This window comes from Lentzea sp. NBRC 105346, from assembly GCF_030269605.1.
In the GTDB taxonomy this organism is placed as follows: domain Bacteria; phylum Actinomycetota; class Actinomycetes; order Mycobacteriales; family Pseudonocardiaceae; genus Lentzea.
Window position 1 is genome coordinate 200,565 of record NZ_BSTQ01000004.1, and the last position, 26,524, is coordinate 227,088.

Here is a 26,524-nt window from a genome sequence, read left to right on the forward strand (position 1 = left end):
GGACACCTCACGCCGGGGCGCTGACCAAACGCTTACGAACCGTTGACCATCCCGATCAGCCGGCCGACCTGGGCCTGCCTGGACTGGGCGACGCGGTCCGCGTACGCCTTCAGTTCGGGGTTCGAGCCGTCCTTCAGCTCCGTGCGCGCCATCTCGACCGCGCCGCCCTGGTGACCGTTCATCAGGTTGATGTAGGTGGCGTCGAACTCCGTGCCGCTGAGGTTCCCCAGGTTCCTGATCGTGTTCTCGTCGATGAGCGGCAGGCCGCCGTGGTGCGCGTGCGCGTTCGGGTTGTGGTCCGTCGTGGTCGGCACACCCCAGGTCTGCAGCCAGCTCTTCAACGTGGTCAGCTCGTCGCGTTGCGTCGCGTCGACCGCGCCCGCGAAGTCCTTCACGTCCTGGCGGGTGGACTTGGCCTTCGCGACCTGCGCCATGTCCACGCCCTGTTCCATGTGCGCGATCATCATCTGCGCGAACATGACGTCCGCGTCGTTGTGCGTGGACGACACCTTGGCACCGGTAGCGGGTGGTGCGGCGGCGGGCGTCTGCCCACCGCCGCATCCCGCGAGCACCAGAACCGCGGCGAACGTCGCGATCAGGTTGTGCCGCATGGGTTTCAGATCTTCTCCCAGAGTGCCGGGGCGTTGGGCGGCTCCCAGCCGGTGAGCGAGGTGTGCGCCTGGCGGCAGCGGTACGTCGAGCCGTTGTAGGTCACGGTCGCGCCGGTCGCGTAGTACGTGTTCGGAGCCCACGTGCCACCGGCGGGCGGCGGCGTGGTGGTCGTGGTCGTCGTCGGGGGTTTCGTCGTCGTGGTGGTCGGGGGTGTCGGGTTGCCGCCACCGCCGATGTTCACGTCGATGCAGGAGTAGAACGCGTTGACCGTGTCGCCGATGTTCCAGCGGGCCATGATCTTCTGCCGTCCGCTGAACCCGCTGAGGTTCACGGTGTGCACGACCGGGTCGACCGGTGCGGCGTTGCCGCCGTCGACGAACGCGACGCGGGTGCCGCCGATGTAGTACTCGTAGTCGCGCGTCCGGTGGTACGCGGTGAACGTCCAGCGGAACTGGACCGAGGTGCCGACGTCGTAGACCTTCCAGCCCTTGTTGTCGTCGTTGAGTTCCTTGAAGTCGTCGCGGCCACCGCTGCAGTAGAACTGCCCCTTGGGGCCTTCCGCGCTCTGCGGCTCCCACTGGGCGCCGCCGGTGCACGAGACGGTCTTCTGCGCGCACTGCGCCTGCCGACTCGCAGGTGAGGACACGTAACCGTGTGCGCTGGCCGTGACGGCCGGAAGGGTGAAAACGAGCAGGGGAGCTAACCCTGCGATCACAGCGAGTTTTCGTTTCCAAGGCATGGTGAAGCTCCTTCTGGACTGTTCCCAGGCGGGGTGGACCCCGAGCAGGGGCGGGAACCGGTGCAGGGCACCGATCCAGTTGTGGTCTAGACCATAAACCTGACTCCGGAAAGGGGTCAAGGACTCACATTCCGGGTGTTGGTTCCGGTGAATTCCTGGGTATACCGGTGCGCGAGGAGGTCTTATGCGCGACTTCGACGAACCGCAGCGCGCGGCGGGACCTGGTGTGGTCGTAGAAGGGCCGCCCCACGCGCCGACCGTGCTCGTGATCGACCCCGCGGGCGCGGGCAGCCACGGCGAGATCCCGGCGACGTGGCGGGAGCTCACCGAGCACCTGCGCGTCGTCTGGCTGCGCGCTCCGGCTGCGCCCGCCTGGGTGTCCACAATGGATGAAGTTCTTACGCGGCACCGGCGGGACAAGGCTTCGCTCGACATAGTCACGAGCGGGCCTATCGCCGCGGAGGTGCTCTCGCTGGCTTCGCGGCATCGGGAGCTGATCCGTGCCGTGTTGCTCGTTGATCCGGAGGTGCCGGATCTCTCGGCGGAGGGGGTGGACGTCCGGGTTGTCGCGGCGCACGGTGATGAGTCGCCGCTGCCGCTTGGGCATCCCGACGTGGTGATCGCCGTGGTGCGGTCGCTGCTCGCTCTGGACGAGGGGGAGGACCTGGAGCCTCGTCGGTCCGGCGCTTCGCTCGTTTGGCAGGCCGTGTACGCGGTCTGGGAGTCGTTGGCGCAGCGCGCGTCGTCCCGGAAGTGAACCGCTGACCTCGGTGGTCCGTACTCCCTCGGCGAGGAGACCGCTGAGGAGGATGGATGCGCGCGCTCGTTTTCTTGATCGGGCTGCTGACTCTGTTGACTGCCGGGTGCTCGACGTTCGGCGGGGCGGAGGAGGCGACCGCGAACGAGGCGGACGCTACGTTCTCCTTGCGCATGATTCCGCATCATCGGCAGACCATTGAGATCGCCGGGCTTGCGGCCTCGCGGTCTACTGATCCGTTCGTGACCGGGATCGCGGACCAGATCGCCAACGCTGAGTCTGCCGAGGTCGACCAGATGGCCGCGTACCTCAAGTCGTGGAACATCCAGGTGCCTGGGGATGATGCCAAGGCCACGCACGCCATGGCCGGGATGTTGACGGCTCGGGATGTCGAGGCTCTTTCGAAGGCGTCGGGGCCGGCCTTCGACCAGTTGTTCCTGCCCACGCTGGCCAAGCACCTGCGTAGTGGCGTGGCTATGGCCAAGGACGCGCAGGCCAAGGGGATCCATGCCGGGTCGCGGGTGCTGGCCGGGAAGGTCATCGAGTCGCAGTCTGCGGTCATCGATGAGATAGCTAAGCGCGGTAAGGCCTGAGGGTTCCGCTAGATCTGCTCAGCTGCTTCGTGCGCGGTCGCTTGGCTGCCGGTTGCGTGCGTGGGTGGTTGGCTGGCGGTTGCGTGCGTGTCTTTGGCTGCCGGTCCCGTGCGTGGTTGCTTGGTTGGCTGCCGGTTTCGTGCGTGGTCGCCTTTTGTTGGCTGCCGGTGTCGTGGGGCGCTGCGTCTTCCGGGGGCGCCTTCGGCGCCGCGATTGGGGCTTGACTTGGGGCCCCTCGCGGCGTGGTGGGCCGGCTCCGCCGGCAGATTCAAGATCTGCCGGCCCAACAAGGGCTACCACGCCGCACCCCAAGTCAAGCCCCAATCGCTTTCGTAGTGGGTCACCAGACGCGCCCCACTCTGGGTGCGTGGTCGCTTCCTCGGCTGCCGGTCCCGTGCATGGTCGCTTCGTTGGCTGCCGGTTCCGTAAGTGGTCGCTCGCTTGGCTGCCGGTTCCGTACGTGGTCGCCAGCTTTCGTGCCGGTGCCGTACGTGGTCGCCTTCGTGTCGGTCGCTCGTGCGGTAGATGCCCAAACGGCTCGCGCTCCGCGCCTCGCGCGACACCGGGGGCCTCAACCGGGCGCGAGTCGTACCTTCCCGCCCCCTGAGCTGTACGTTCCGACCGCGAGTCTTACCGTCCGGACCCCCGAGTCTGACGCTCCCGCCCCCCGAGTCTGACGCTCTCGCCCCCGAGTCTGACGCCCCCGCACCCGATGCGCGCGAGTCCTCATCCCAGCCCCGGCGAGTCCTCATCCCAGCCCCGGCGAGTCGTCATCCCAGCCCCGCGAGTCCGCACTTCGCACCGCGCGTCGCCCGCTCCGCCCCCGCGTGTCGCCCACCCAGCCCCGCGCGAGTCGTACGTTCCCGCACCCCGAGTCGTACCTTCCCGCACCCCGAGCCGTACCTTCCCGCACCCAAAACCGCCGGCCCCGGAACTGTCGGTCCCCATCGCTAGCCTGAGATACGGGGGCAGCTCACAACCACGGCGCGCCGACACACCCCCAGCCGACCGTAGCGCCAAGGTCCGACAATCCCAGGGGCCTCACCAACCCCGGATCTGTGGCCGCCTCAGCCCGGCGCCGCTGGCCCCTCGTAGCGGATCCGATCGCGGAACGGCCGGCGCTCCAGCAGTTCGATGGCCTCCGCCACCAGCTGCGACAGCGGGTACGCGAGCTCCGCGTCGAACTCTGCCCGCGCGGCCTCCGTCGCGGCCCACTCAGCATCCATGATCGGGATCAACGCCAGTGCTCGCGGCGTCAGTTGGGCGATTCGTTGTCGCGCATCGGAACCCGGTCGCAGCTCTACCAGGCCGTCCTTCGCCATCTGGTTGACCGTCTGGCTGGCCGCGCTGTGCGTGACCCCCAGGGCGGTCGCCAGATCGCGGATCGACAGACCCGAAGACGAACGCAGCGCGCGCACCACGGGGACGTACCGAGGCCGCAGGTCGGTGAGCCCTAGTTCCGAGTAGATCTTCATGACGTCACCGTCCAGCAGCTCTAGCAAATGGCGTAGCTGGGTCCCTAGCACCGCGCTAATCTAACAGCACTGTTAGATCGGAGGCGATGTGTACCCGGAGATCGAGCCGCACGAGCACGGCATGCTCGCTGTGGGCGACGGCAACGTCATGTACTGGGAGGTCAGCGGCAACCCGCGCGGCAAGCCCGCGGTGGTGTTTCACGGCGGGCCCGGATCCGGGTCGCGGCCGTCCATGCGTCGGTACTTCGACCCGGAGAGGTACCGGATAGTGCTGTTCGACCAGCGCGGATGTGGGCGTAGCACGCCCAGTGCAGGTGGTCCGAAAACGGATCTTGCCACCAACACGACCGCGCACCTGATCAAGGACATCGAGCAGTTGAGGGAAGCGCTGGGGATCGAGAAGTGGCTCGTGATGGGTGGCTCGTGGGGGTCGACCCTTGCGCTCGTCTACGCCGAGCAGTACCCGGAGCGGGTGACCGAGCTGGTCATTCCGGCCGTTACGGCCAGTCGGCGCTGCGAGTTCGAGTGGATCACTGGCGGGCTGCGGATCTTCTTTCCCGACCACTTCGAGAAGTTTCAAGCGGGCGTGCCCGGAACGCAGGACAACCTGCCCGCCGCGTACCAGAAGCTGCTCAACGACGAAGACCCGGAGGTACGCGCCAAAGCCGCCTGGGACTGGTGCAAGTGGGACCTTGCCACGGTCACCGGCGGCGACAACGAGTTCACCGGGCGGTTCGCGGACGCGGACTTTCCGGTACCTGTTCGCACGCCTTGTGACGCACTACTGGGGGAACTACTGCTTCCTCGAAGAGGACCAGGTGATGCGGGACATCGGCAAACTAAGCGGGATTCCGGGCATGCTCATCCACGGGCGCAACGACCTTGGCGGGCCGTTGGATACCGCTTGGGAGATCAAGAAGGGGTGGCCCGACGCCGAACTGGTGATTCTGAACGACGCCGGGCACATCGCCGAGGAGAGTTCGAGCATGGAACGCGCGATCCTCGACGCCCTCGACCGTTATGGGGCTACCGGGCCCGGTTTGTAGTACAGGTTCTCGCCTGCCCAGTGGATCTTGTCATTGCTCACCGAAGGGCGGTACGGCAGGAAGTTCGACGCGTCGTCGATGCTGCCGGTGCCGTCGTACCTGGCGGTCAGCGGATAGGGGAACACCGGGCGGGTGCGCTTGACGTTGCCCTGTGCGTCGCGACCCTCGGCGATGATTCTGCTCGGCGTGGTGCCGCGCTCGACCCAGGCCACCAGGGCTGCCGTTGGGTCGAAGTCGGTCAGAGCTGAGCCGCCCTGGCAGTGGTACATCGTTGGCACTACGAACAGGCGCGCCCAGTTCTGGGGGAGGCCGTGCGTCAGGCGTTGCCAGTAGTCGAGTGTGCCGGCGAACGGGATGGCCTCGTCGCTCGCCCCGTGCCACAGGATCAGTTTGCCGCCGGAGCGTTGGAAGCGGCGTAGGTCGAGGCTCAGTGCGTTCGCCTTGACCAACTCCGGCTCCAAGCGGCGTAGTTCGGGCACGGTGAACTTGAAGTCCTGCAACGAAGAGTGCGGCTTGCCGATCGGGTATGTCAGGTTTCGAAGGGCGTTGTCGGCTAGTAGAGCCGAGATCGAGCCGCCGAACTCCGGGATCGGTGTGACCCAGCCCGCCCACGCCAGTTCGCCGCCGTACGGCTCGCCGCCTGGGTATAGCCGCTTGCCGTGCTCGTCGGTGGGGCCCGCGTACAGGGCGCGCACGTTGTCCACCTCGGGCTGCGTCAGGCAGGAGGCTTGGTCGGCGTCGGCGCACAGCAGCTTGGCCGGGTCGTACGAACACCGCCGCGGGTCGTCGATCTGGTTGTCCGCCAAGCCGTCCAGGGTGTCGCACGCGGCCATTACGGCGTTGTGCAACGGGGTTAGCTTGGCGTCCGGGATCGCGTGCCTGGCCAGCCAGGCCTGGTAGGCGACCAGTGGGCCGAAGTAGTTGCCCGGCGCGGCGGCGATGATGCCGTCGAAGTCGTCGGGGTAGCGCTGCGCCAGTAGCAGTGCCTCGCGGCCGCCGTTGGAGCAGCCGTTGAAGTAGGACTTGCGTGGGGCGGTGCCGTAGTAGGTGGTGATGAGTTGCTTGGCGGCCTTGGACACTACGTGCGGCGCTCGGTAGAAGTAGTCGTCGCGGGCCGCCTGGTTCGTCTTGGCCCACGTGGTGTCGAAGCCGAACTGGTCGGGTGCCTGGTGACCGTCGTTGGTCACCGCTACCGCCGCGTCACCGGAACCAGGACCGCAGTTCGGGAACGGCGCCGGGAACAAGATTCCGCAGAAGCCGCCGCAGCCGTACTGCAGGTACCGGCCCTGGTAGGTGCTGACCGGCAGCTTCACCTGGAAGCCGATGTCCGGCTCGATTGTGCCGCGCACGTCGCAGTGTTCCGCCTCGGCGCCCTTCGGGACGACGACCGCGGACTTGACGTGCGTCTTCGCGTTCGGGATGTCGAAGTCACGGACCAGGTCGGCGCACTGGCGCACCGGCCGGATGGTGGAAGTCGTTGCTGCCGCGGGAGGTACCAGTCCTACTGCGACAGTCGCTAACGCTACGGCTGAGACCAAAACCTTGCGTGCCAAGGAAAACATGGCTGTCCTCCCCCATCTGTCGGACGGGGGTCAGCCTACGTGAATACCTGGCCTGCGCGCGGGGTCTTCGTCGGCCGTACGAAGGATTTCGCGCACCACAGGGGGAGTGTCGCCGCGACCGAGGATCAGGTAGCGGAACAGGTGTCCCAGCGGACTTCCCTCCGACCACTCGAAGTGCGCGTGTGGCCGCACTCCCGTGGCGTCGCGCAACGCCAGCAGGATCGCCGCGATCGCGTTCGGCGCGGCCGGGGCGTTGGCGCGCAGCACGCGGTGACCGTCCACCTCGACGCCGCGCACGCACAGCACGTTGGAGAACTGCGACGGGTCGGTGATGTCGATCTCCAGGAAGATCACGTCCGCCGCGCCCGGCACCGGGTTCATGCCGCGCTGCTCGGCCTCCTTGGCGTCGTACTCGGCCTTGTCACCGGCCTGCCGCCGGTTCGCGATGAGCGTGATCGCGCCGTCGTGCGCGATGGTGTCGGTGATGAACCGGCGTGCGGGCTCGTCGAACTCGATCGCGTCGACGCGAAGCTCGGTCGTGCGTGAGACGCGGGAGATCAGCGAGATCACCACGATGCCGAGGATGAACCCGGCGGAGATCGTGATGCCGTCCGGCTTCTCGATGACGTTCTCCGCCAGCGCGTAGAGCAGGATCAGCGTCAGCACGGTGAACCCGATCGTCGCGCCGCGCTGCTTGTGCCGCCACGCGGAGATCGTCACGGCGATGCTGCCGGACACCATCATCGCCAGGATCCCGGTCGCGTACGCGCCCGCCTGCGCGTTGACGTCCGCCTTGAAGATGACCGTGATCAGGATGCAGATCGCGGTGTACACGAGCACGACCGGCCGCACCGCGCGACCCCACTCCGGCGCCATGCCGTAGGACGGCAGGTAGCGCGGCACGATGTTGATCAGACCGGCCATCGCGGACGCGCCCGCGAACCACAGGATCAGGATGCTGCTGATGTCGTAGACCGTGCCGAACGCCTCGCCGAGCAGCTCGTGCGCGAGGTACGCGAGCGCACGCCCGTTGGCCGGTCCGCCCGGCGCCACCTTGTCCTGCGGCACCAGCACGGTCGTGATGAGGCTCGTCGCGATCAGGTACACCGACATGATCAGCGCGGCCGCGGTGAGCAGCTTGCGCGTGTTGCGGACGCGGCTCTCCAGCTGTTTCTCGGGCGTGTCGCCCTCGGCCTTGACCAGCGGCATCATGCTGACGCCCGTCTCGAAGCCGGACAGGCCCAGCACCAGCGCGGGGAACGCGAGGATCGCCGGCCCGATCACCCCGCTGAACCCGCCGCCGCCCGCGGTGAGCGCGTCCAGCCAGCTCTGCACCGACGCCGGCTCGGCGATCAGCTTGCCGAGCCCGACGACCGCGACCACGGCGTTGAGGAGGAGGAACACACCGACGAGCGGGATCGCCACGCCGACGGCCTCGCTGAAGCCCATCAGGAACACGCCGCCGAGGATCAGCAGCAGCACGATGGTCACGATCATCTCCGTGCCGTGCAACGACTCCGGCACGTACGGGTTCTCCAGCGCGTGCACCGAGGCGTCCGCGGCGGACAGCGTGATCGTGATGATCCAGCTCGTCGCGACGAACCCGAGCAGCACCAGTACGAAGATCTTCCCGCGCCAGAACGGCAGCAGGTCCTCGAGCATCGCCACCGAGCCCTGGCCGTGCGGGCTCTCGTGGGCGACCCGCCGGTACATCGGCAGCATGCCGAGCAACGTCAGCGCGACGATCAGCAACGTCGCCAGCGGCGACAGCGCGCCGGCGGCGAGCACGGCGATACCGGGCAGGTAGGACAGGGTGGAGAAGTAGTCCACGCCCGTCAGGCACATGACCTTCCACCAGGCCTGCGGCTTCGCGTGCGCCTCTTCGCTCTCCGGCCCCACCGGCTGAACCCGCTGCGCCAGCATCCACCTGGCCAGGGGCGACTTCGGGGCCGGGTGGCGCTCCGGGCTGTCCACCCGCGCAGGCACCGCGTACTCAGGGGTCGTGCTCATGGCGCACACAATGCCAGCCCGACCCGATCATGGCATCCGACCTTCGTCGAATTGAGAACTCAGGGGTGCCGACTGGGGAACACGCGGGGGCTGGACGGGCAACACGCGCGTGTTGCCCACCCAGCCCCGGTGAGTTGGCCGTTCAGGCTCGCCAGTCGCCTGGGTAGACCGGCTCGTGGACCTGCAGGCCTGGGGTGCGCATTGTGCCGATCGCGCTCTGCGTGTGCAGATCGAGGAACAGGTCGACCACGTCCGGGTCGAACTGCTTGCCGCGCCCGTTCCACAGCTCGCGCCGCGCCCGGTTCTCGTCCATCGCGGTCTGGTGTGGACGGTGCGAGCGCATCGCCGCCCAGGCCACGCACACGGACAGGATCCGCGCCTCGGCCCGGATGTCCGCGCCGCGCAACCCGTCCGGATACCCGGCGCCGTCGTAGCGTTCGTGCTGCTGCCGGATGACGTGCGCGACACCGGCGAATCCGGGCACCATGCGGGCCAGGCGGTAGCCGAAGTCCGGGTGCTGGCGCAGCAGCCGCCACTCCTCGTCGGACAGCGCGCCGGGCTTGGTCAGCACCACCTCGGGGATGATGATCTTCCCGATGTCGTGCAACCGGCCGGCGAGCTGCGCGACCCGGATCGTCGAGTCGTCCAGCCCGAACTCCGCGGCGGCGACCCCGGCCCACCGGCTCACCGCGCGGCTGTGGTCGTACCGGTGCAGCCACCCGTCCACGCGGTCCGCCACCTGGCACAGGAACTCGGCCATCGCGCCGTCGGTGTCCGGGTCGACCGCGGGCAGCGGCTCCGGGCCCACCGCGATCCGGTTGCGCCCGGCCGCCTTCGCCGCGTACAGGGCGCGGTCGGCGATCACGACCAGCTCGTCCGGGCCCTCGCCGTGGATCGGGAAGCTCGCCGAGCCGACCGACACGGTCACCGCCAGGTGCACGTCGCCGTCCACCGGGATCGGCGACGCCGCCACGCGTTCCCGCAGGCGGTTGCCGATCGTCGACAGCCGGGCCGGCCCGGCGTCCGGCACCAGCAGCGCGAACTCCTCGCCGCCGTAGCGCGCCAGCACCTCACCGGCCCGCGACGCCGACCGCAGCCGCGACGCGACCTCCATCAGCACCTGGTCGCCCGCGGGATGGCCGTAGTTGTCGTTGATGGACTTGAACCGGTCGACGTCGATGATGAACACGGCGACGGACCCGTCGGCCCGCCGCGCCCGCGCTATCTCCAACGGCAGTTGTGCCTCGAAGAATCTGCGGGTGTGCAGGCCGGTCAGGCCGTCGGTGATCGCGAGCCGGCGCTGGTCCGCCACGAGCCCCGCGAGCCGGGCGATGATCAGCAACGACAGCAGCGCCGACCCGGCCGCGATGACCAGGACGTCCTGCCGCGACTCGCTGACGTCGTGCAGCAGCATCAGCACCGGCGCGGCCAGAGCGGCCGAGACGAGCGCGATGATCCGGCCGCGGCTGAGCCCGGACTCCTTCACCACCGCGCGGTCGACCAGCCGCGCCATCGTCGGGTGCAGTGCCGCGGCGCCCATCATCAGGTTGCCGGACAGCCAGATCGCGTCGAGGAAGTTGCCCGCCTGATAGCTGTTGTCCAGCCGCTGCACCACGTACAGCGTGTCCGCGGTCAGGATCATCAGCAGGTTGCCGGTGAGCAGCAGGAACGCGCGCGGCCGCGGCCCGGCGCCGAAGATCAGCCGCAGCGCCACGACGAACAGCGCCAGGTCCATCATCGGGTAGAGCATCGACGCGATCTTCACCAGCGCGGGCGAGGTCAGCCGCGCCTGCGGGCCGATCAGGTAGAGCCACGACGCCATGCCGGCGACGACGGCGAGCACCGCCGCGTCCAGTAAAGACGGCAGGTCGAGGCCCGGTGTGCGCCGCCGGATCAGCAGGATCACGCCCGCGACCAACAGCGGGTAGTGACTGAGGTAGAGCACATCCGCGAACGACGGGTAAACCGTGAAGTCGAACAGCAGGTGGGAGACGTAGAACGTCAGGTCAGCCAGTGCGTAAACGACCTGGCTGGCGCCGAGCAGCATCCACGCCCTTCGCCATTGCGGCTTGTTGCGTGATACGCCCGCGAATACCGCAATCGCACCCGACATGCTGATCGAGCAGTACACGATCACGCGGATGAGCGTCCCGGTCGGTGTCAGCGGAACCAGGTAGTAAACCGCCAGCAGCACATGCCCTGCCAGCAGGTAGGACAACCACGCTCCGTTCGAACCGGCACGGAAGATGGTCATGCGACCACGTGACCCCTCATCTGCGTTGTCCTCGGCAAGCCGCTTGATGATGCCCGACCAGGCATGTCGACGACACCGTCGTTACTCCAATGAGGTGACCTAACAATACGCGAAGCACATCGGTGTGAATTCGGTTTTCCGTTTCTTGCGGTCAAATTTCCGGACGTCTCGCCTCGACTGTGATCTTGTGCACACAGATCACCGAGCGTAGCGGCCGGGGCTCACTCCGAGCATCCGCCTGAAGTGTCTAGTCAGATGTGACTGGTCGTAAAACCCCGCCATCGACGCCACGTGTGCGGGGGAGTGCCCGGCCAGCAGCAGGCCGCGCGCGAGGTCCACCCGGCGGCCCGTCAGGTATCGGTGCGGCGGCATGCCGTACTCGCGGCTGAACGCGCGGACCAGGTGCGTCGGCGCGACGTGCAACAGCCGTGCGGCCTCCTCGAGCGTGACGTTCTCCGGTGCGCGGGCGTCGAGCAGCTGCCGGAACCGGTCGGCCGGCCGCGGATCCCGCAGTACGCGGGGTTCGTCGCCGGTGAAGTGGTGGCGCAGCCGTTCGGTGATCAACGCGAGCCGGCTCTCGGCCTCCAGGTCGTCGTCTTTCAACGCCAGGTGCAGCTGGTGCACCCGGTGGCGCAGCAACGGGTCCGCGAGCGCCGGGGTGTCCACCGCGCGGCCAATGAGGTCGGCGCCGAGCACCTCGGTCTCCAGGTACAGCACGCGTTTGCGGAACCCGTCCGGCAACGCCGACCGCCCGTCGTGCGGCACATGCGGCGGCAGCAGCGTGACCTGCTCCCGCAGGGCGCCGTGCTCGTGGTGGTCGAGCTCGTAGCGCACCGCGCCGTCGTCGATGATCAGCAACGTCCAGGCGTCGTGCGTGTGGGCCGGGTAGGCGTGATCGGTGAAGGAGGCATGGAAGACCTCCCGGATCCCGCTCACCGACGGCCGCCAGGCCGTGACATCGGTGCCCACGTCAAGAACGTACAAGACCCGCGTAACCGGCGTCGGGGACCGTTGGCCCGTGCAGACCTTCGACACCAAGATCGCCGTGCTGCTCCGGGACGACCTCGTGGGCTGGCAGCGGCTCAACGTGACCGCGTTCCTCGTCAGCGGCATCGCGGCGGGCAACACCGACCTGATCGGCGCGCCGTACGAGGACGCCGACGGCACGCAGTACCTGCCGATGTTCCGCCAGCCGGTGCTCGTCTTCGCGGGCTCCAAGGAGGTGCTCACCGCGGCGCACACCCGCGCGCTGGGCCGCGGCATGCGGATCACCGTGTTCACCTCGGACCTGTTCGGTACCGGCAACGACGACGACAACCGCGCCGCCGTGCGCGCTGTGCCGCGGGACCAGCTCGACCTGGTCGGCATCGCGGTGCACGGCGCGCGCAACGCGGTCGACAAGGTGCTCAAGGGAGCGCGCATGCACCCCTAGCTCGTCCATGAGGGGAGCCTTCATAGACGTCAGGTCCATGAAGGCTCCCCTCATGGACCAAATTGGCCCAAGAATCGCCGCTGAACTTGGCCCGTGAACGGAGCCACTTCGGGCCATAGCGTGAACCCATGTCCCGGCTCCTGGCGCTCGCGCAGCTGACGAACTCGATCGGCGACGGCGGCTACTACGTGTGCTCCGCGCTGTACTTCACGCTGGTCATCGGCCTGTCCCCGGCTCAGGTCGGCGTCGGTCTGACGCTCGCGTGGGGCGTCGGCTCGGTCGCGGGCGTGGCGCTGGGCCACGCCGCCGACCGCTTCGGCCCGCGCCGGACCGCCGTGCTGCTCGCGCTCGCCACGTCGGCGGCGATCGCGCTGTTCCTCGTCGTGCGGTCGTTCCCGGGGTTCGTCCTCGCGGTGGTCCTGTACGCGACGTTCCAGTCCGGTCTGCTCGCGGCGCGGCAGGCGTTGCTCGCCGCCCTGGTCGCACCGGAGGAGCGCACCCGGATCCGCGCGCGGATCCAGTCGACGAGCAACGCGGGCATCGCGATCGGCGCCGCGCTGGGCGGCCTCGCCCTGCAGACCGGTGCCTACCACGCGGTGTTCGTGGTGGACGCGGTCAGCTTCCTCATCGCCGCGGCGATTCTGTCGCGGCTGCCCGAGGTGGCCGCCGCCCCACGGACCAAGGGCTCGCTGACCGTCCTCAAGGATCGCCCGTACGCGCTGATCTCGTTGCTGCACGCGATCCTGCTGCTCAACCTGCCGCTGCTCAGCCTGATCATTCCACTGTGGATCGTCCGCAATACCCAGGCGCCCGCGTGGATGGCGTCGTCGTTACTCGTACTGAACACGATGAGCGTCGTGCTGTTCCAGGTCCGGATCGCCCGTCGCGCAACGGGTCTGGGCAAGGCCGCCGGGCTCGTCCGGCACGCCGGTGTGCTGATGTTGTTGTCCTGCGGCGTGTTCGCACTCACCGCGATCAACGCCGGGCGCTGGACCGCGGCGGTCCTGTTGCTCGCCGGCGCGGCGCTGCAGGTGTTCGGCGAGATGATGCTCGCCTCGGGCGCCTGGGAGATCAGCTTCACCCTCGCGCCCGCCGACAAGGTCGGTCAGTACCAGGGTTTCTTCGGCGCCGGGCTCGCTGTCGCGCGCATGGTCGGACCGGTGCTGCTCACCACGGTCGTGCTCGGCGGTGGAGCGCTCGGCTGGCTGGTGATCGGGCTGGTGTTCCTCGGCGCGGGCTACGCCATGGGGCCGGCGGTGCGCTGGGCGCGGGTGAAGAACTCGACCAGCTCGGGCGCCATGACCTCCGGCTTGACCATGTGCGTCTGATTGTCCAGCGACCGGAACTCGCAGTCCGGCAGCACCGTCTGCACGGCGCGCATCGCGGTCTCGTAGTACGCCGGGCTCTTGCTGCCGGTCATCGCGAGCGTCGGCATCGTCACCCGGTTCCACGCCTCGGACGGCAACGGCCGCCCCTGGGCGTTGTGGAAGATGATCCGCATGTCGTTCGGGACGGTGTGCGCGATCGGCAGGAGCTTCCGCCACGTCGGCGTGAAGATCACCATCGACAGCAGGAAACCCGGCCAGCCCGCGCTGCGCAGGAACGTCTTGAGCACCTCGCCGGGGTTGCCGGCCTTGAGCATCGCTTCCAGGTTCGGGATGAAGTCGGCCGGGATCGGCACGTGCGCGTCGTCGACGATGAACGGCGCCTCGTACAACGCGAGCCGGGTGACCCCGTCCAGCCGCTGCGCCGCCTCGAGTGCGAGCGCCGCGCCGATCGAGATGCCGTAGAGGAACGCCTCGCCGCCCGCTACCTTCAGCAGGGCGGCGATGTCCTCGATCTCCCGGTCCAGCGACCACGGCGTCTCGCCGTCACCCGTCTCGCCGCGGCCGCGCCGGTCGTAGCTGAACACCGTGAAGTGCGGTGAGAGCAGCTTCGACAACGGCTGTGCGGGCCCGAACCCGCGCCAGGTCAGCGCGCCGTTGACCTGGATGACGGGCGGGCCCGATCCCTCGACGGTGTAGCCGATGCGGGTTCCGTCAGCCGAGACGACAGTGGGCATGGACGCCTTCCGTGGTCAGTTGCGCGTGAAGAACTCCACCAGCACGGGCGCCACGACCGCGGCCTTGACCATGTGCGTCTGACCGTCGAGCGTGCGGTACTCGGCGTCCGGCAGGATCTCCGACAGCGACCGCACACCGTTGCGCATGTACACCGGGCTCTTGCCGCCGTCGATCGCGAGCGCGGGCATCGTAGCGCCCGCCCACCGGTCGGTGGGCAAGGGTTTTCCGGAGCCGGTGTCGCCCATGATGCGCAGGTCGTTCGGCAACGTGTGCGCGACGGCCTTGAGCTTCTTCCAGACCGGCGTGAGCTTCATGACCGCGATGGCGAACCCCGGCGCGCCCACGGTCTTCATGAACGTCTGCACGGCGTCGCCCCGCCGGCCGGCGGCGATCATCGCGTCCATCTTGTCGATGTAGTCGTCCGGACGGGCGGGGTGTGTGTCGTCGATGATGAACGGCGGCTCGTACACCGCGACCTTCGTGATGCCGGGGACGCGGCACGCCGCGTCGAGGGCCAGCGCGCCGCCGGACGAGGCGCCGAACACGTATGCGGTGCCGCCCGCGTCCTTCACCAGCGTCTCGATGTCCTCGACCTCGTGTTCGAGGCTCCACTCGCCGCCGGTCTCGCCGCGGCCGCGCCGGTCGTAGTAGTAGACGGTGAAGTGCGGTGCCAGTGCCTCCGCCAGCTCCTTCATCGGGCCGAAGTCGCGGTAGCACATCGCCCCGTCGACGAGGATGAGCGCCGGGCCGGTGCCGATCTTCGTGTAACCGACGGCCGTGCCGTCCGGGGAAACCACGGTGCTCATTTCGCCTCCAAAGTCTCGGTCAGCCAGTTCTGCCAGGTCTCTTCGGTCTCCGTGCCTTCGAAAATGTGGTGCGCGGCGATCATCGGACCGAAGAAGCCGCGCAGGAAGCGGTACAGCGCGTGCTCGGTGCGGATGCCGAGTGTGTGCGGGTTGCTGAAGTAGACGACGCCCTCGGTGCCCGCGATCTCGACGCGATCGCCTTCCTCGCTGCCACCGATGGCGTTGTGGATCTTTTTCCAGGCCTCGTCCCAGTTCTGGATCATCGGGCCGAACACGGTGAGCGGCGTCGCCGTGCGTCCCGCGAAGTGGTGCAGGTACGTCACGAGCGTGGCGAAGAACAGCTGGCCGCCGTACGTCATCGCCTCGAACTCGTCAGCCCAGTCGTCGCCGGGCAGGAAGCCGCTGGTGACCAGGCGCAGCACGGTGCTCGCGTGCTCCCGGCCCTCGACCAGGAACTCGTAGGCGATGAACCGGCCGTCCGGCGCCTTGCCGCTGTCGTGCGCGAAGTGGTGCGGCGGGTCCCATTCGGTGATCGTCGAGGTGGGCTGGTAGTCGCCGAACGCCATGCGCACGTGGCCGTCGGCCACCTCGTTGCGGCCCATGTACCACGAGTCGATGCCGGGTCCGGTGGCGATCGCCGCCCAGACCTCCTCGACCGAAGCGGGCACCTCGGCTTCGTTGTGCCCTTCGAACAAGTGGCCCATGTGGCCTCCTCCTCGCTGACGTGATGAGCCTACTCTGCTGCCGAAAACTTTTCTTGTCAAGACTGCATCATGTGTCTTGACAACTTTGTTTGTCGGTAGGACCGTTGTCGGCACCCAACTCGAAGGAGAACCGTCATGAACGCTCGACTGATCGCCGGTGCCGTGGCCGGCCCGCTGTACCTGACCGTCGCCTACGCGCAGGCCTTCACCCGTGAGGGTTTCGACCTAACGAAGCACCCGTTCAGCATGCTGAGCCTGGGTGATCTGGGCTGGATTCAGATCGCGAACTTCGTGGTCAGCGGGTTGTTGTTCGTTGTCGCCGCCACGGCCGTGCGGGAGAAGTCGCGATGGGGCGGCCGGTTGATCGGCCTGCTCGGGGTGGGGATGATCGCGGGTGGGGTGTTCACCGCGGACCCGGCGCTCGGGTTCCCGCTCGGCACACCGGACGGGGTGCCCGCTTCGATCAGCTGGCACGGCATGTTGCACGCCGCCGCGTTCGGGGTCGCGATGATCGGCTGGATTGGGGCGTGCTTCGTCCTCGCCCGTCGGCTGGGTGGCGTGTGGGCGGTGCTCAGCGCGGTGACGGGCGTGATCCTGATCGTGCCGATGGCGTTCCTCGGCAACCCCGGCGGGACGCTGGTGCTCTACGCCGCGGCGACCATCGGCTGGCTGTGGACCTCGGCGGTCTCGGTGCGCCTATCCACCGTGTAGGTCAGGGGACCAGAATGCCCTGCGAGGTCGCGTCGGTCGTCCGGTTACCCGTTTCCGTCGAACCGGCGGAGCGCTAGCGGAGCCCGTTCGGCGGAAACCGGTGGCCGGACGACCGACTTCCCGGCGACCTCGCCGCCCGAGCGAAGCGAGGGCCATCAAACACAGCTCAAGGGCTCATGGCCACGTGACCGTGCTCGACGAACTCCTTGTACCGCTCCAGCGCCGACCGGATGCTCGCGGCCACCAGCCCGGTGGCCGCGGCCGCCTGGTCGAGGACGCCCTCGGGTTCGGTCTGCAGCGACAGGTGGATCCGGGTCGAGCCGTCGTCGACGCGTTCGAAGCGCACGCGGCCGGACTGGTCGGGGCCCGAGGTCGACCGCCACACGATCAGTTCAACCGGACGGCGCTCCACGACCTCGCCGCGGGTGCCGAACCACGGGAAGGCCTCGAAGGAGGTCCAGTTGTGGTAGGCGATCGCCACCGGCACCGCCACGTCCATGCTTTCCTCGTACATGCGCACGCACAGCACCTCCTCGTGCTGATCCGCCGTTGCTGAGGAAGACTTCGAGTATGGCAGAGGAATCCGGCGAACCCGCCTGCATGCTGAACGAGGTGTGCCCGGAGTGCGGCCGCGTCAGGTCCGACGAAGCCGCCCCCGGATGTCCCGCCTGCCGCCCTAGTGCTGGTGCGGCTGCTGAACCTGCGGCTGGAACACCTGCTGGGCAGGCGCCGGCGCCTGCTGAGCGGAAGCGATGAGCTGCTCGGCGTGCGTCTTGTCGATGTCGTAGGCGACACCGCAGAAGGCGCACTGCAGGCCGTACTTCCGGCTGATCGGGAACAGCGGGATGAAGAACAGCGTGAACTTCGTGACCCGCTTGTACAGGTTGTGCGCGGCCGGGTTCTGGCAGCGCGAGCAGACGAGCGTCAACATCAGCAACTGGTGCACGTACGTGCGCCATCCCCAGATCAGAAGCATGCGCGACAGTGTGCATGAATGCGGGCCGCTTCACGTGGGTAATCGGAAGAAATGAGCGGCCTCCAGGACGAGTTGCTGCGGACGTTGACCAAGGTGGCGAGCGCCCTGCGTGGGGCGGGGATCCCGTTCGCCCTGACCGGGGGTTGCGCCGGGTACGCGCGCGGCGGGCCCGCCACCGAGCACGACGTGGACTTACTGGTCCGTGAGGAAGACGCGCACAACGCGGTTTCCGTGCTGGTCAAGAAGGGTATGCGGGCGGCCGAGGCGCCCGAGGACTGGTTGCTGAAGGTCTACGACGGCGACCACCTCGTCGACCTGCTGTTCCGGCCCAACGAGCGGCCGGTCACCGACGAGGTGCTGGCGATGGCCGAGGAGCTGCCGGTCGGCAGCGTCGTGCTGCCGGTCATGTCGGCGACCTTCGTGCTGGAGAGCAAGTTGCTCGTGCTCGACGGGCACCGCTGTGACTTCAGCGAGCTGCTGCCGTTCGCCCGCGCCCTGCGCGAGCAGATCGACTGGGAGCACGTGCGCGTCACGACGAAGAAGTCGCCGTATGCCGAGGCCTTCCTCGTCCTGATCGAGCGGCTCGACATCCTCGAGAGGAGCGCCTGATGACTGCCGAGCAGTACCTCGCCGCCGACCTGCGCAGGGCGATCGCCGAGGACCCCAGAACGGCCGAGCTCGGGGTACGGGTCACGGTGCGCGGCAACCACGTGCTGCTCACGGGTGACGTCACGTGCGAGGAACGCCGCGCCGCGCTGGAAGAGGTGCTGCAGGACGTCGCGCCCGAGCTGCACGTGATGAACGACGTCTGCGTGACGCCCGCGGGTGAGCCGGTAGGGGAGGAGGAGCTTCGATGATCCGCATCGCCGCCGTCGGCGACGTGCACCTCGGAGAGGACGCGCGCGGCCGCCTGCGACCAGCGCTCGAGAAGGTGGGCGAGCATGCCGACGTGCTGCTGCTCGCCGGTGACCTGACCAGGCACGGAACGGTCGAGGAGGCGCACGTCGTCGCCGACGAGTTCGCCGACCTCCCGGTGCCCGTGATCGCCGTGCTCGGCAACCACGACCACCACTCCGACTGCGCCAACGAGGTGTCGGACGTGCTGACCGGCCACGGTGTGCACGTGCTGGAGGGCACCGCCGTGAAGTTCCAGCTGAACGGCTGCAGCGTCGGCGTCGCCGGGGTGAAGGGCTTCGGCGGCGGGTTCGCCGGCAAGTGCGGCAGCATGTTCGGCGAGCGCGAGATGAAGTCGTTCATCGGTCACTCGATCGAGGTGTCCGGCATGTTGAAGGACGCGCTCTCGTCGCTGCATACCGACATCAAGATCGCGCTGACCCACTACTCGCCGGTGCCGGACACGTTGCGCGGCGAGCCGCCGGAGATCTACCCGTTCCTCGGCTCGTACCTGCTCGGCGAGGCCGTCGACGAGACCGGGACCAACCTGGCCGTGCACGGCCACGCCCACTTCGGCACCGAGCAGGGCCTCACGCCGGGCGGTGTGCGCGTGCGCAACGTCGCGCAGCCGATCATCCGCAGCGCCTACAAGGTCTACTGCGTCGAGCCGGCGGTGGTCGAGTCGTGAAGATCGGCTACTTCCTGTCGTCGGAAGAGCTCGACCCGATCGACATGGTGACGCGCGCCCGCACCGCCGAGGAGCACGGGTTCACCGGCCTGTGGATCTCCGACCACTTCCACCCGTGGAACGATCGGCAGGGCCAGAGTCCGTTCGTCTGGGGTGCGATCGGCGCGTTGTCGCAGGTGGTGCGCCTGCCGATCACGACCGCGGTGACGTGCCCGACGATGCGGATCCACCCGGCGATCATCGCCCAGGCCGCCGCGACGGCGGCAGTGCAGTGCGACGGCCGGTTCACGCTCGGGGTCGGCAGCGGCGAGGCGTTGAACGAGCACATCTACGGCGACGCGTGGCCGTCCGCCGGTGTGCGGCTGGAGATGCTGGAGGAGGCGATCGACCTCATCCGCACGCTGCACGAGGGTGGCGAGGTGACCCGCCACGGCAAGCACTACACCGTCGAGAACGCCCGCGTGTACACGCTGCCGGAACGGCCGGTGCCGATCTACATGTCGGCCTTCGGGCCCAAGGCGCTCGCGCTCGCGGCCCGCGTCGCCGACGGGTTCATCAACACCGGGCCCGCAAAAGACCTGCTGCGCGACTACCGCGACCAGGGCGGCCGCGGCCCGGCCCAGGGCGGGTTCAAGGTCTGCTACGCGCCTTCCGAGGACGAGGCCCGGCGGATCGCGCATCGCTTGTGGCCCAACGAACAGCTGCCCGGCGAGCTGGCGCAGGTGCTGCCGACGCCCAAGCACTTCGAGCAGGCGAGCACGCTCGTCACACCCGAGATGATCTCGGTGCCGTGCGGACCGGACCCGGCGCCGTACGTCGAGACCGTGCAGTCCTACGTGGACGCCGGGTTCGACGAGGTCTACGTCCAGCAGATCGGCCCGGACAACGGGTTCTTCGAGTTCTGGAGCCGCGAGGTCGCACCCAAGCTGTGACTCGCGCCACGTCCGGAATGCCGTCCGGCCAACGGAGGTTGAGGCAGAACGAACGTTCTTTCTCTTCAACTCAAGGAGTCGGACGATGAACCCCACGGTGGTCCTGGTGCACGGCGCTTTCGCGGACTCGTCGAGCTGGAACGGCGTTGTGGAACGCCTGCAGGCGGCGGGATATCCGGTGATCGCGGCGGCGAACCCGTTGCGCGGCCTGGCCTCCGACGCGGACGCGGTCGCGCAGGTCGTGGAGAGCGTGGACGGGCCGGTCGTGCTCGTCGGGCACTCCTACGGCGGCGTGCTGATCTCCGCGGCGGCCCGCGACAACGTCAAGGCGCTTGTGTACGTGGCGGCCTTCCAGCCCGACACCGGTGAGAACGCGCTGGCGTTGTCCGAGGACGGCAAGCTGGGGCCGGACACCACCCGCACCATCGGTGGCGACGTCTACATCAAGCCGGAGAACTTCGCCGACGTCTTCGCCGCCGACGTTCCCCAGGCGGCCGTGCTGGCCGCGACGCAACGCCCGGTGTTCGGCGGCGCGCTCGGTGACGCGTTCCCCGGTGAGCCGGCCTGGAAGCGGATCCCGTCGTTCGCGCTGATCGCCTTGGAGGACAACGCGATTCCGGCGGCGGCACAGCAGCGCATGGCGAAGCGGGCCGGGTCCGAGATCGTGGAGGTATCCGCGTCGCACGCGGTGTCGGTGTCGCAGCCGCAGGCGGTGTTCGAGCTGATCGAGCGGGCCGCTACCGCGTGACGTCCCGGATGGCGCGGCGCAGGGTCTGACTGACCACGGCGGGGTCGTCCAGCTCACCGCCCGCCAGCGCGCCGTCCCGCAGCAGTACCAGCACCCCGGCCGCGTGATCAGGGTCGGGGTGCCCGGCGTCCGCGGCCAGCTTCCGCAGCTCGTCGTGGAACCACGCCCGGTGCGCCGAGATCACCTGCCGCACCGGGTGCGCGGGATCGGGGTACTCGGCGGCCGCGTTGATGAACGGGCAGCCGCGGAAGTCGTGCCCGCACGTCTCCTCGGCGACGAAGTCGACGACCGACACCAGAGCGTCCCGGCCGGAACGTCCCGTGCGCGCGGAGTCCACTCCGGACCGCACCCGCTCGTGCTGCGAGCGCAGGTACTCCGCGACGAGGTCGTCCTTGGTGCGGAAGTGGCGGTAGAACGTGGCCCGCGTGACCCCGGCCTCGGTGACGAGGCGGTCGACGCCCACGGTGTGGATGCCCTCGGCGTAGAACAACCGGGATGCGGTCTCCACCAACCGGTCGCGTGGACTGAGCGTCATGCCACGAGCGTAGGTGAAGACGGCAGCGACCGAGCTCAGCGGCCGAAGCCTGCGAGCTACGAGGTCGCTGCCGTGTGGTCCTCCCCTGCGGACAATGGTGTCAGGGCGTCAACGTGAAGTCATCCGAATTACTGAACGCCACCAGCGCGCGGGCGGCCGGCGACGACGGACCCGTTGCCCGCCAGGCGAAAGCCAGGTAGCTGCGCAGTCCCGGCACGACGATCGCGTGTAGCCGGTCCGCGTACGCCGCGGCCAGTGACGACGGCAGGATCGCCGGGCCCAGGCCACGGCACGCCAGCTCGGCGAGCATCGTCGGGTCGCTCGCCTCGAACGCGACGTGCGGGCGTGCGGCGAGGTCGTCCAGCGCGGCGCGCATGCCTGTGCCGGACGGCAGGCTGATCAACGAGAGCCGGCTCAGTTCCTTGGCGGACAACGACCTCCGGCGCGCGAGCGGTGACGACGGCAGCACCGCCACGACCAGTTGTTCGTCGACGACGACTCGCAGCGTGACCCCATCGGGTGGCGTGGCGTACCCGATCAGCGCCAGGTCGAGATCCCCGGACAGCAGCGAGCGCACGAGCTCGTCCGAGTTCGCCTCGGCCAGCGTGATTTCGATGCCCGGATGCCGTTCGTGGAACGCCGCCAGCAGCGCGGGCAGGTCGAGCGAGCCGCACGACGTGATCATGCCGACCGCCACCCGGCCGCGGAGCAGACCGGTCAGCTCGTCCACGGCCAGCCGGGCGTCGGACACGGCCGACAGCGCGGCACGGGCGAAGGGCAGCACCGCGGCGCCGACCTCGGTCAGCCGCACGGTCCGGCCGGACCGGTCGAGCAGCTCCTGGCCGAACTCCCGTTCCAGCCGCCGGATCTGCGCGCTCACTGCGGGCTGCGCGACGTGCACCCGTTGCGCGGCACGGGTGAAGCTCGCCTCCTCGGCGACCGCGACGAAGTACTCCAGCTGGCGAAGTTCCATAACGACAGCTTATGCCGGTCAGACGATCTATATCTTGGACTTATGGAGCGAAGGGGCCCAGGCTGGAGGTATGGAAACGTTCTTCCCCGGTGACCAGGGCTACGACGACGAGCGCGGCGGCTTCCAAACCGCCTTCCGGCACCGTCCGGAGGTGATCTTCGGCGTGGAGAGCGCGGACGACGTTCGCAAGGCCGTCCAGTACGCCACGGACCACGACCTGGCCGTCACCGTCCAGGCCACCGGCCACGGCACCCAGCACGAGCAGTCCGGCGTCCTCATCACCACGAAGCGCATGACCGGGGTCCGGATCGACCCGGCCACCCGCACCGCGCGGGTCGAGGCGGGGGCGTTGTGGCGGCACGTGATCGAGGCCGCCGCACCGCACGGCCTCGCACCGCTCAGCGGATCGTCGCCGGACGTCGGCGTGATCGGGTACACGCTCGGCGGCGGCATCGGGCTGCTCGCCAGGGAGTTCGGCTACGCCAAGGACCGCGTGCGCAACGTCGAGAAGATCGGCGACGTGATCACGGCGATCGAGATCGACCTGCTGCCGATCGAGCGGATCTTCGGTGGCACCATGCACTTCCCGCGCTCACGCGAGGTACTGGACACCTTCCTGCGGTGGACCGAAGCGGCACCCGAGACCGTCACGACCTCCCTCGGGATCGTCGGCGACACGATGCACGTGCGGTTCGCGAGCACGAAGGAACTCGACCTGAGTGCGTGGCGCGGAGCCACGGTGAACACCGTGCGGTGGATGCCGTTCACCGAGAGCGGCACGGTCTACAACGACCCGACGACGCCGCACGGCTACTACGGCGACAGCGTCCTGGTGTCCGAGCTCGACCCCGAGGTGATCCTCGGGCCCGCACCCGTCTTCACGATCGTCGACATCCGGCACATGGGCGGCGCGCTCGGCGGGCCGGGGAAGTACCTGCTGCGCCTGATCTCCCCGGTGGACGACAACGTGTCCGAAGTGGACGCACACCACCGGAACGTCTTCGCCAGGGTCCAGCCGGTCGGGCACGAGCCCACCTTCACCTACGGTCCGCACTGACCGAGGCGTCGGCGCCGATGCTGCGCCACCACGTGGCCTGGGTGCGCGACGCGACGCCGTCGACGATCACCGTGGCGCCGGCCAGGTGCGCGGTGGTCACCAGCTCGGCCAGCATGCGCGTGACGAGACCGGGTTCGCCCGCGGGCTGCGGGATCCGCACGGACCGCACGGGCAACGATTCGAGGCACGCCACGTCGTCGGACGTGGTGCCGCGGATCGCCGTGCGCACCCCGGAGTCGTACAGCAACCGCAGGTTCTCGGCCGCGTCGTCGGTGCGCAACGCGGCGCCGGGCATCGTCAGCCACAGCCGTTCCGGCGGCTGGCCGGTGTCCTTCAGGATCGTCAGCACGGCGCCGACCAGATCGGGATCGATCGACTGGTTCGTGGACAGTCCCACGTGCACGGGCACCGGGGCGCCACGGGTACAGGCCTCGCGCAACAACCATCGGCCGAGCTTCATGATCGCGCCGGTCCGTTCGGCGAGCTCGGTCAGCGCGGCGGAATCCGTGTGCGGCCAGGAGAGCACGGCGTCCAGGCCGATGACCTCGTCGTTGCCCAGCCGCCGGATCTCGCGCCAGCCGACCGTGAGCTGCCCGCGTTCGAAGGCGTCGGGCACGGACGCGGCGAGGCGGAAGTCCGACCGGTCGTACGCGTCCTGGGTGGGGTCGAACAACGCCCACTGCGCGCGGCCGTTGCGCCGCGCCCGCGCCAGGGTGAGGTCCGCCGCCTCCATCAGCTTCGCCGCCGGCATCTCCAGCGGCGGCCGGTCCACGACGCCGATGCTCGCCGACACGGTGACGCTCTGGCCGTCCACCGGCATGGGCTCGGCGAGCGCGTCGTAGACGCCGTGGATCGTGGTGACCGGATCCGGTGTGGTGGCCGAGTTCTCGACCAGCACGGCGAACTCGTCCGCGCCGAACCGCGCCACCATCGCCTCCGGTCGGGCGAAGAAGCGTTGTAATCGGTCCGCGACGGCCTCCAGCAGCACGTCGCCCGCGCGCCGGCCGAGCCCGAGCGTGATCACCGAGAACGCGTCCAGGTCCAGCTGGTAGATCGTGACGCCGGTGGCCGGGTCGGCGTGCCGCAGCACGCGTTCGAGGCGCGTCGTGAAGTACTGCCGGTTCGGCAGCCTGGTCAGCATGTCGTGCAAGGCCTGGTGGTTCAGCTGACCGTGCAACAGGTTCAGCTCGGTGTGGTCCTCGACCACCGTTATGTACCGGTCGTCCGGCGAGCGCGACAGTGACATCGACACCCACGCGTTCTCGCCGTCTCGGCGGCGCAACCGGTGCTCGGTGCGGATCAGCTGCGTCCGGTCTTCGAGCTCGGCGAACGACTCGTGCAGGTCCGGCAGCTCGTCGGGGTGCACGACATCGAACAACGTCTGCTCCGCGAACTCGCGCGCGGAGAACCCGAGGATCTCGCCGAGCCGCTCACTGGTCCACTGGAACCGGCCCTGGCGATCGGTCAGCGCGACACCGCTCGCCGTGCCGGTGACCACGTGCTCGAACTGCGTCTTGAGCGTGGACAGGTGCTGCCGCGCGTCGTCGAGCGCCCGCATCAGCGCCCGGCTCATCGTCTCCTGCTGCTCCAGGGTCGACTCGCGCACCGCTTCGGCGCAGCCGCCGGCGAAGGCGGTCATCGTCAGCACGACCTTCTCACCCACCTTCGGCACGGCGGTGAGCTCGGGCAGCGCGAGCAGGCCCTTGGCGAGCAGGGCCAGGCCCGGCGTGAGCACCGCCGGGCCGGCGCAGTGCAGTTCGACGAGCCGGCCGCCGAGGTCGTGCGCGGTGGCGGGGTCGCCCAGCACCGCGCCGACCAGTTCGTCGAGAAGCGATTCCAATTGGCGATGGAATTCGGCAGGTGGGAGTGGCACATACGTCGACGCGGAGATGAGGGTCGCCCATTTGCGAGCAAGCTTCGCTCGTTCGTGTGAACCTGTGCCATGGATCGGTTCGTTCGGTACCGGTCCAATCATGTGCGGAGAAATTACCCGTGCTCTTGAGTCCATACCAGTGGTTTCACTCGAAATGCGACGTGAGCCATCCGTCAACCGCCGAACGGTACGCGGGCGCACCGGTCGACAGCGCGAGCGAATGCCCAGCGTTCGGCAGTAGGACGACGTCCAGCCCGGAGGTGAAATACGGTGCCTCGGCGTTCAGCAAGTCCGTGCTCGACGTGCAGTGGAAAGCGCAGAACAACGTGTCCTGCGTGCCGTTCGCCATGAGCACGGGAACGGTGATGGCGCGCGACAGCGTGCTCGTGAACGCGAGCGGCACGAGGTCCGGGACCATGGTCGAGGACACCTGGTCCTTGGTCGTCTCGTCGGCCGTGAGCACGCCCGGCTCGTAGGTGCCGGGGTCGTGGAAGAAGTGCCGGGCGCCGGGGATCGTCGTGATGTAACCGGCGTCGCCGCCGCGACTTGCCAGCAGCGGGTCGAGGATCGCCGGGTGGATGCCGTCGACGAAGATCGTGGTCAGCATCAGGGCGTCCATCGAGTGCGTCATTCCGGTCAGCACCACGCCGTCGACGTCGTGGTACGACGTGGCCTCGACGATCGCGATCCCGGAGCCCATCGAGTGCCCGACCAGCACGATCCGGTCGAACGGCAGGCCGAGCACCTGCCCGGTGCGCAACTTCGACACGACCTGGTGGACGACCGAGGCCTGCGTGATCCCGGTGAGCAGCGTGCTGAGCGGCTGCGAGCTCGTGCCGCTGCCGAGGAGGTCGATCGCGAACGTCGCGCGGCCGAGCCGCCCCATCTCGCGCTGGTAGGAGTACTCGCCGTACGGCAGGTCCCAGTACCTGCCGCTGTACGTGCCGCCGTGCACCAGCAGCTGGACCGTGTCCGGTGTGATCCCGACCGGTCTGCACAGCTTGCCGTGGACGGTTTGCGGCAGCAGCGTCAGCGTGACTTGGATATTCGTATCGGTGCAGCTCACAGCGGTGGCGGAAGCCGG

Annotated in this window: 28 protein-coding genes and 1 pseudogene; 13 read left to right on the forward strand and 16 right to left on the reverse strand. The window is 68.7% G+C overall.

Annotation, left to right across the window (positions count from 1 at the left end; genetic code table 11):
• Nucleotides 1-32: 32 nt before the first annotated feature.
• Both QSK35_RS10870 and QSK35_RS10875 read right to left on the reverse strand, forming a co-directional pair.
• On the reverse strand, nucleotides 33-611 hold the full coding sequence (locus QSK35_RS10870; RefSeq protein WP_285744835.1) for a DUF305 domain-containing protein: 579 nt from the start codon (nucleotides 609-611) through the stop codon (nucleotides 33-35).
• Between the two features lie 5 nt (nucleotides 612-616).
• Nucleotides 617-1,351, reverse strand: coding sequence for a lytic polysaccharide monooxygenase (locus QSK35_RS10875; protein ID WP_285744837.1), 735 nt, complete (start codon nucleotides 1,349-1,351; stop codon nucleotides 617-619).
• Between the two features lie 184 nt (nucleotides 1,352-1,535).
• Here QSK35_RS10875 and QSK35_RS10880 point away from each other — a divergent pair, with 184 nt between their 5' ends.
• Nucleotides 1,536-2,108, forward strand: coding sequence for a hypothetical protein (locus tag QSK35_RS10880; protein WP_285744840.1), 573 nt, complete (start codon nucleotides 1,536-1,538; stop codon nucleotides 2,106-2,108).
• A gap of 56 nt (nucleotides 2,109-2,164) precedes the next feature.
• Nucleotides 2,165-2,701: a DUF305 domain-containing protein gene (locus QSK35_RS10885; RefSeq protein WP_285744842.1), complete on the forward strand. Its 537-nt coding sequence runs from the start codon at nucleotides 2,165-2,167 to the stop codon at nucleotides 2,699-2,701.
• Between the two features lie 1,067 nt (nucleotides 2,702-3,768).
• Here QSK35_RS10885 and QSK35_RS10890 read toward each other — a convergent pair.
• Complete coding sequence (locus QSK35_RS10890; RefSeq protein ID WP_285744844.1) at nucleotides 3,769-4,176, reverse strand: MarR family transcriptional regulator; 408 nt, start codon at nucleotides 4,174-4,176, stop codon at nucleotides 3,769-3,771.
• 232 nt (nucleotides 4,177-4,408) lie between these two features.
• Here QSK35_RS10890 and QSK35_RS42700 point away from each other — a divergent pair.
• A pseudogene (locus QSK35_RS42700) lies at nucleotides 4,409-4,690 on the forward strand (alpha/beta fold hydrolase); the annotation flags it as partial.
• Between the two features lie 259 nt (nucleotides 4,691-4,949).
• Entirely contained in the window at nucleotides 4,950-5,222 is a 273-nt protein-coding gene (locus tag QSK35_RS42705; RefSeq protein WP_352243710.1) for an alpha/beta hydrolase family protein, read from the forward strand.
• Here QSK35_RS42705 and QSK35_RS10900 read toward each other — a convergent pair.
• The 4 genes from QSK35_RS10900 to QSK35_RS10915 form a co-directional block, all read right to left on the reverse strand.
• The gene (locus tag QSK35_RS10900; protein WP_285744846.1) at nucleotides 5,195-6,679 is read right to left on the reverse strand and encodes a tannase/feruloyl esterase family alpha/beta hydrolase; all 1,485 of its coding nucleotides are present in this window, start codon (nucleotides 6,677-6,679) and stop codon (nucleotides 5,195-5,197) included. The two genes, QSK35_RS42705 and QSK35_RS10900, sit on opposite strands and share 28 nt — an antisense overlap.
• 135 nt (nucleotides 6,680-6,814) lie before the next feature.
• Nucleotides 6,815-8,794 (reverse strand): APC family permease, encoded by a 1,980-nt coding sequence (locus QSK35_RS10905; protein ID WP_285744848.1) that lies wholly within the window; start codon nucleotides 8,792-8,794, stop codon nucleotides 6,815-6,817.
• A gap of 142 nt (nucleotides 8,795-8,936) precedes the next feature.
• Entirely contained in the window at nucleotides 8,937-11,048 is a 2,112-nt protein-coding gene (locus QSK35_RS10910; RefSeq protein WP_285744850.1) for a bifunctional diguanylate cyclase/phosphohydrolase, read from the reverse strand.
• Between the two features lie 198 nt (nucleotides 11,049-11,246).
• Complete coding sequence (locus tag QSK35_RS10915) at nucleotides 11,247-12,017, reverse strand: helix-turn-helix transcriptional regulator (RefSeq protein ID WP_285744852.1); 771 nt, start codon at nucleotides 12,015-12,017, stop codon at nucleotides 11,247-11,249.
• A 49-nt stretch (nucleotides 12,018-12,066) separates the two neighbouring features.
• Here QSK35_RS10915 and QSK35_RS10920 point away from each other — a divergent pair, with 49 nt between their 5' ends.
• Both QSK35_RS10920 and QSK35_RS10925 read left to right on the forward strand, forming a co-directional pair.
• Nucleotides 12,067-12,480 carry a DUF2000 domain-containing protein gene (locus QSK35_RS10920; RefSeq protein ID WP_285744854.1) on the forward strand — a complete coding sequence of 138 codons (414 nt, stop codon included), beginning with the start codon at nucleotides 12,067-12,069 and terminating at the stop codon, nucleotides 12,478-12,480.
• A gap of 128 nt (nucleotides 12,481-12,608) precedes the next feature.
• Entirely contained in the window at nucleotides 12,609-13,808 is a 1,200-nt protein-coding gene (locus tag QSK35_RS10925; protein WP_285744856.1) for an MFS transporter, read from the forward strand.
• Here QSK35_RS10925 and QSK35_RS10930 read toward each other — a convergent pair.
• Genes QSK35_RS10930 through QSK35_RS10940 form a run of 3 tightly spaced genes read right to left on the reverse strand, consistent with a single transcriptional unit; the run spans nucleotide 13,718 to nucleotide 16,053 of the window.
• The gene (locus tag QSK35_RS10930; RefSeq protein ID WP_285744858.1) at nucleotides 13,718-14,542 is read right to left on the reverse strand and encodes an alpha/beta fold hydrolase; all 825 of its coding nucleotides are present in this window, start codon (nucleotides 14,540-14,542) and stop codon (nucleotides 13,718-13,720) included. The two genes, QSK35_RS10925 and QSK35_RS10930, sit on opposite strands and share 91 nt — an antisense overlap.
• Before the next feature lie 15 nt (nucleotides 14,543-14,557).
• Complete coding sequence (locus QSK35_RS10935; protein ID WP_285744860.1) at nucleotides 14,558-15,349, reverse strand: alpha/beta fold hydrolase; 792 nt, start codon at nucleotides 15,347-15,349, stop codon at nucleotides 14,558-14,560.
• The gene (locus QSK35_RS10940; protein WP_285744862.1) at nucleotides 15,346-16,053 is read right to left on the reverse strand and encodes an SRPBCC family protein; all 708 of its coding nucleotides are present in this window, start codon (nucleotides 16,051-16,053) and stop codon (nucleotides 15,346-15,348) included. Before QSK35_RS10940 ends, QSK35_RS10935 begins: the two co-directional genes overlap by 4 nt.
• Nucleotides 16,054-16,188: 135 nt before the next feature.
• Here QSK35_RS10940 and QSK35_RS10945 point away from each other — a divergent pair, with 135 nt between their 5' ends.
• Nucleotides 16,189-16,764: a DUF998 domain-containing protein gene (locus QSK35_RS10945; RefSeq protein ID WP_285744864.1), complete on the forward strand. Its 576-nt coding sequence runs from the start codon at nucleotides 16,189-16,191 to the stop codon at nucleotides 16,762-16,764.
• Nucleotides 16,765-16,930: 166 nt separating this feature from the next.
• Here QSK35_RS10945 and QSK35_RS10950 read toward each other — a convergent pair whose 3' ends face one another.
• Both QSK35_RS10950 and QSK35_RS10955 read right to left on the reverse strand, forming a co-directional pair.
• Complete coding sequence (locus QSK35_RS10950) at nucleotides 16,931-17,284, reverse strand: SRPBCC family protein (protein ID WP_285744867.1); 354 nt, start codon at nucleotides 17,282-17,284, stop codon at nucleotides 16,931-16,933.
• Nucleotides 17,285-17,440: 156 nt separating this feature from the next.
• Entirely contained in the window at nucleotides 17,441-17,740 is a 300-nt protein-coding gene (locus QSK35_RS10955) for a zinc-ribbon domain-containing protein (protein ID WP_285744869.1), read from the reverse strand.
• Between the two features lie 51 nt (nucleotides 17,741-17,791).
• On the opposite strand from QSK35_RS10955, the gene QSK35_RS10960 reads away from it, so the two are divergent.
• The 5 genes from QSK35_RS10960 (at nucleotide 17,792) to QSK35_RS10980 (ending at nucleotide 21,002) form a co-directional block, all read left to right on the forward strand.
• Nucleotides 17,792-18,349, forward strand: a complete 558-nt coding sequence (locus tag QSK35_RS10960; protein ID WP_285744872.1) for a nucleotidyltransferase family protein — start codon at nucleotides 17,792-17,794, stop codon at nucleotides 18,347-18,349.
• Nucleotides 18,349-18,597: a BON domain-containing protein gene (locus QSK35_RS10965; RefSeq protein ID WP_285744874.1), complete on the forward strand. Its 249-nt coding sequence runs from the start codon at nucleotides 18,349-18,351 to the stop codon at nucleotides 18,595-18,597. The genes QSK35_RS10960 and QSK35_RS10965 overlap by 1 nt, the downstream gene beginning before the upstream one ends.
• A complete protein-coding gene (locus QSK35_RS10970; RefSeq protein WP_285744876.1) occupies nucleotides 18,594-19,322 on the forward strand; it encodes a metallophosphoesterase family protein in 729 nt (242 codons plus the stop codon). Before QSK35_RS10965 ends, QSK35_RS10970 begins: the two co-directional genes overlap by 4 nt.
• Nucleotides 19,319-20,254 carry a TIGR03557 family F420-dependent LLM class oxidoreductase gene (locus tag QSK35_RS10975; protein ID WP_285744878.1) on the forward strand — a complete coding sequence of 312 codons (936 nt, stop codon included), beginning with the start codon at nucleotides 19,319-19,321 and terminating at the stop codon, nucleotides 20,252-20,254. Before QSK35_RS10970 ends, QSK35_RS10975 begins: the two co-directional genes overlap by 4 nt.
• An 85-nt stretch (nucleotides 20,255-20,339) precedes the next feature.
• The gene (locus tag QSK35_RS10980; RefSeq protein ID WP_285744880.1) at nucleotides 20,340-21,002 is read left to right on the forward strand and encodes an alpha/beta fold hydrolase; all 663 of its coding nucleotides are present in this window, start codon (nucleotides 20,340-20,342) and stop codon (nucleotides 21,000-21,002) included.
• Here QSK35_RS10980 and QSK35_RS10985 read toward each other — a convergent pair.
• Both QSK35_RS10985 and QSK35_RS10990 read right to left on the reverse strand, forming a co-directional pair.
• Nucleotides 20,992-21,537, reverse strand: coding sequence for a TetR/AcrR family transcriptional regulator (locus QSK35_RS10985; protein WP_285744882.1), 546 nt, complete (start codon nucleotides 21,535-21,537; stop codon nucleotides 20,992-20,994). The genes QSK35_RS10980 and QSK35_RS10985 overlap by 11 nt on opposite strands.
• A gap of 100 nt (nucleotides 21,538-21,637) precedes the next feature.
• Complete coding sequence (locus QSK35_RS10990; RefSeq protein ID WP_285744884.1) at nucleotides 21,638-22,510, reverse strand: LysR family transcriptional regulator; 873 nt, start codon at nucleotides 22,508-22,510, stop codon at nucleotides 21,638-21,640.
• A 70-nt stretch (nucleotides 22,511-22,580) separates the two neighbouring features.
• Here QSK35_RS10990 and QSK35_RS10995 point away from each other — a divergent pair, with 70 nt between their 5' ends.
• Nucleotides 22,581-23,567: an FAD-binding oxidoreductase gene (locus tag QSK35_RS10995; RefSeq protein ID WP_285744886.1), complete on the forward strand. Its 987-nt coding sequence runs from the start codon at nucleotides 22,581-22,583 to the stop codon at nucleotides 23,565-23,567.
• Here the strand turns inward: QSK35_RS10995 and QSK35_RS11000 are convergent.
• Together QSK35_RS11000 and QSK35_RS11005 are read right to left on the reverse strand one after the other, a co-directional pair.
• Nucleotides 23,548-25,407 (reverse strand): diguanylate cyclase domain-containing protein, encoded by a 1,860-nt coding sequence (locus QSK35_RS11000; RefSeq protein ID WP_285744888.1) that lies wholly within the window; start codon nucleotides 25,405-25,407, stop codon nucleotides 23,548-23,550. The two genes, QSK35_RS10995 and QSK35_RS11000, sit on opposite strands and share 20 nt — an antisense overlap.
• Nucleotides 25,408-25,585: 178 nt before the next feature.
• Nucleotides 25,586-26,506 (reverse strand): alpha/beta hydrolase, encoded by a 921-nt coding sequence (locus QSK35_RS11005; RefSeq protein WP_285744890.1) that lies wholly within the window; start codon nucleotides 26,504-26,506, stop codon nucleotides 25,586-25,588.
• Between the last annotated feature and the right edge of the window lie 18 nt (nucleotides 26,507-26,524).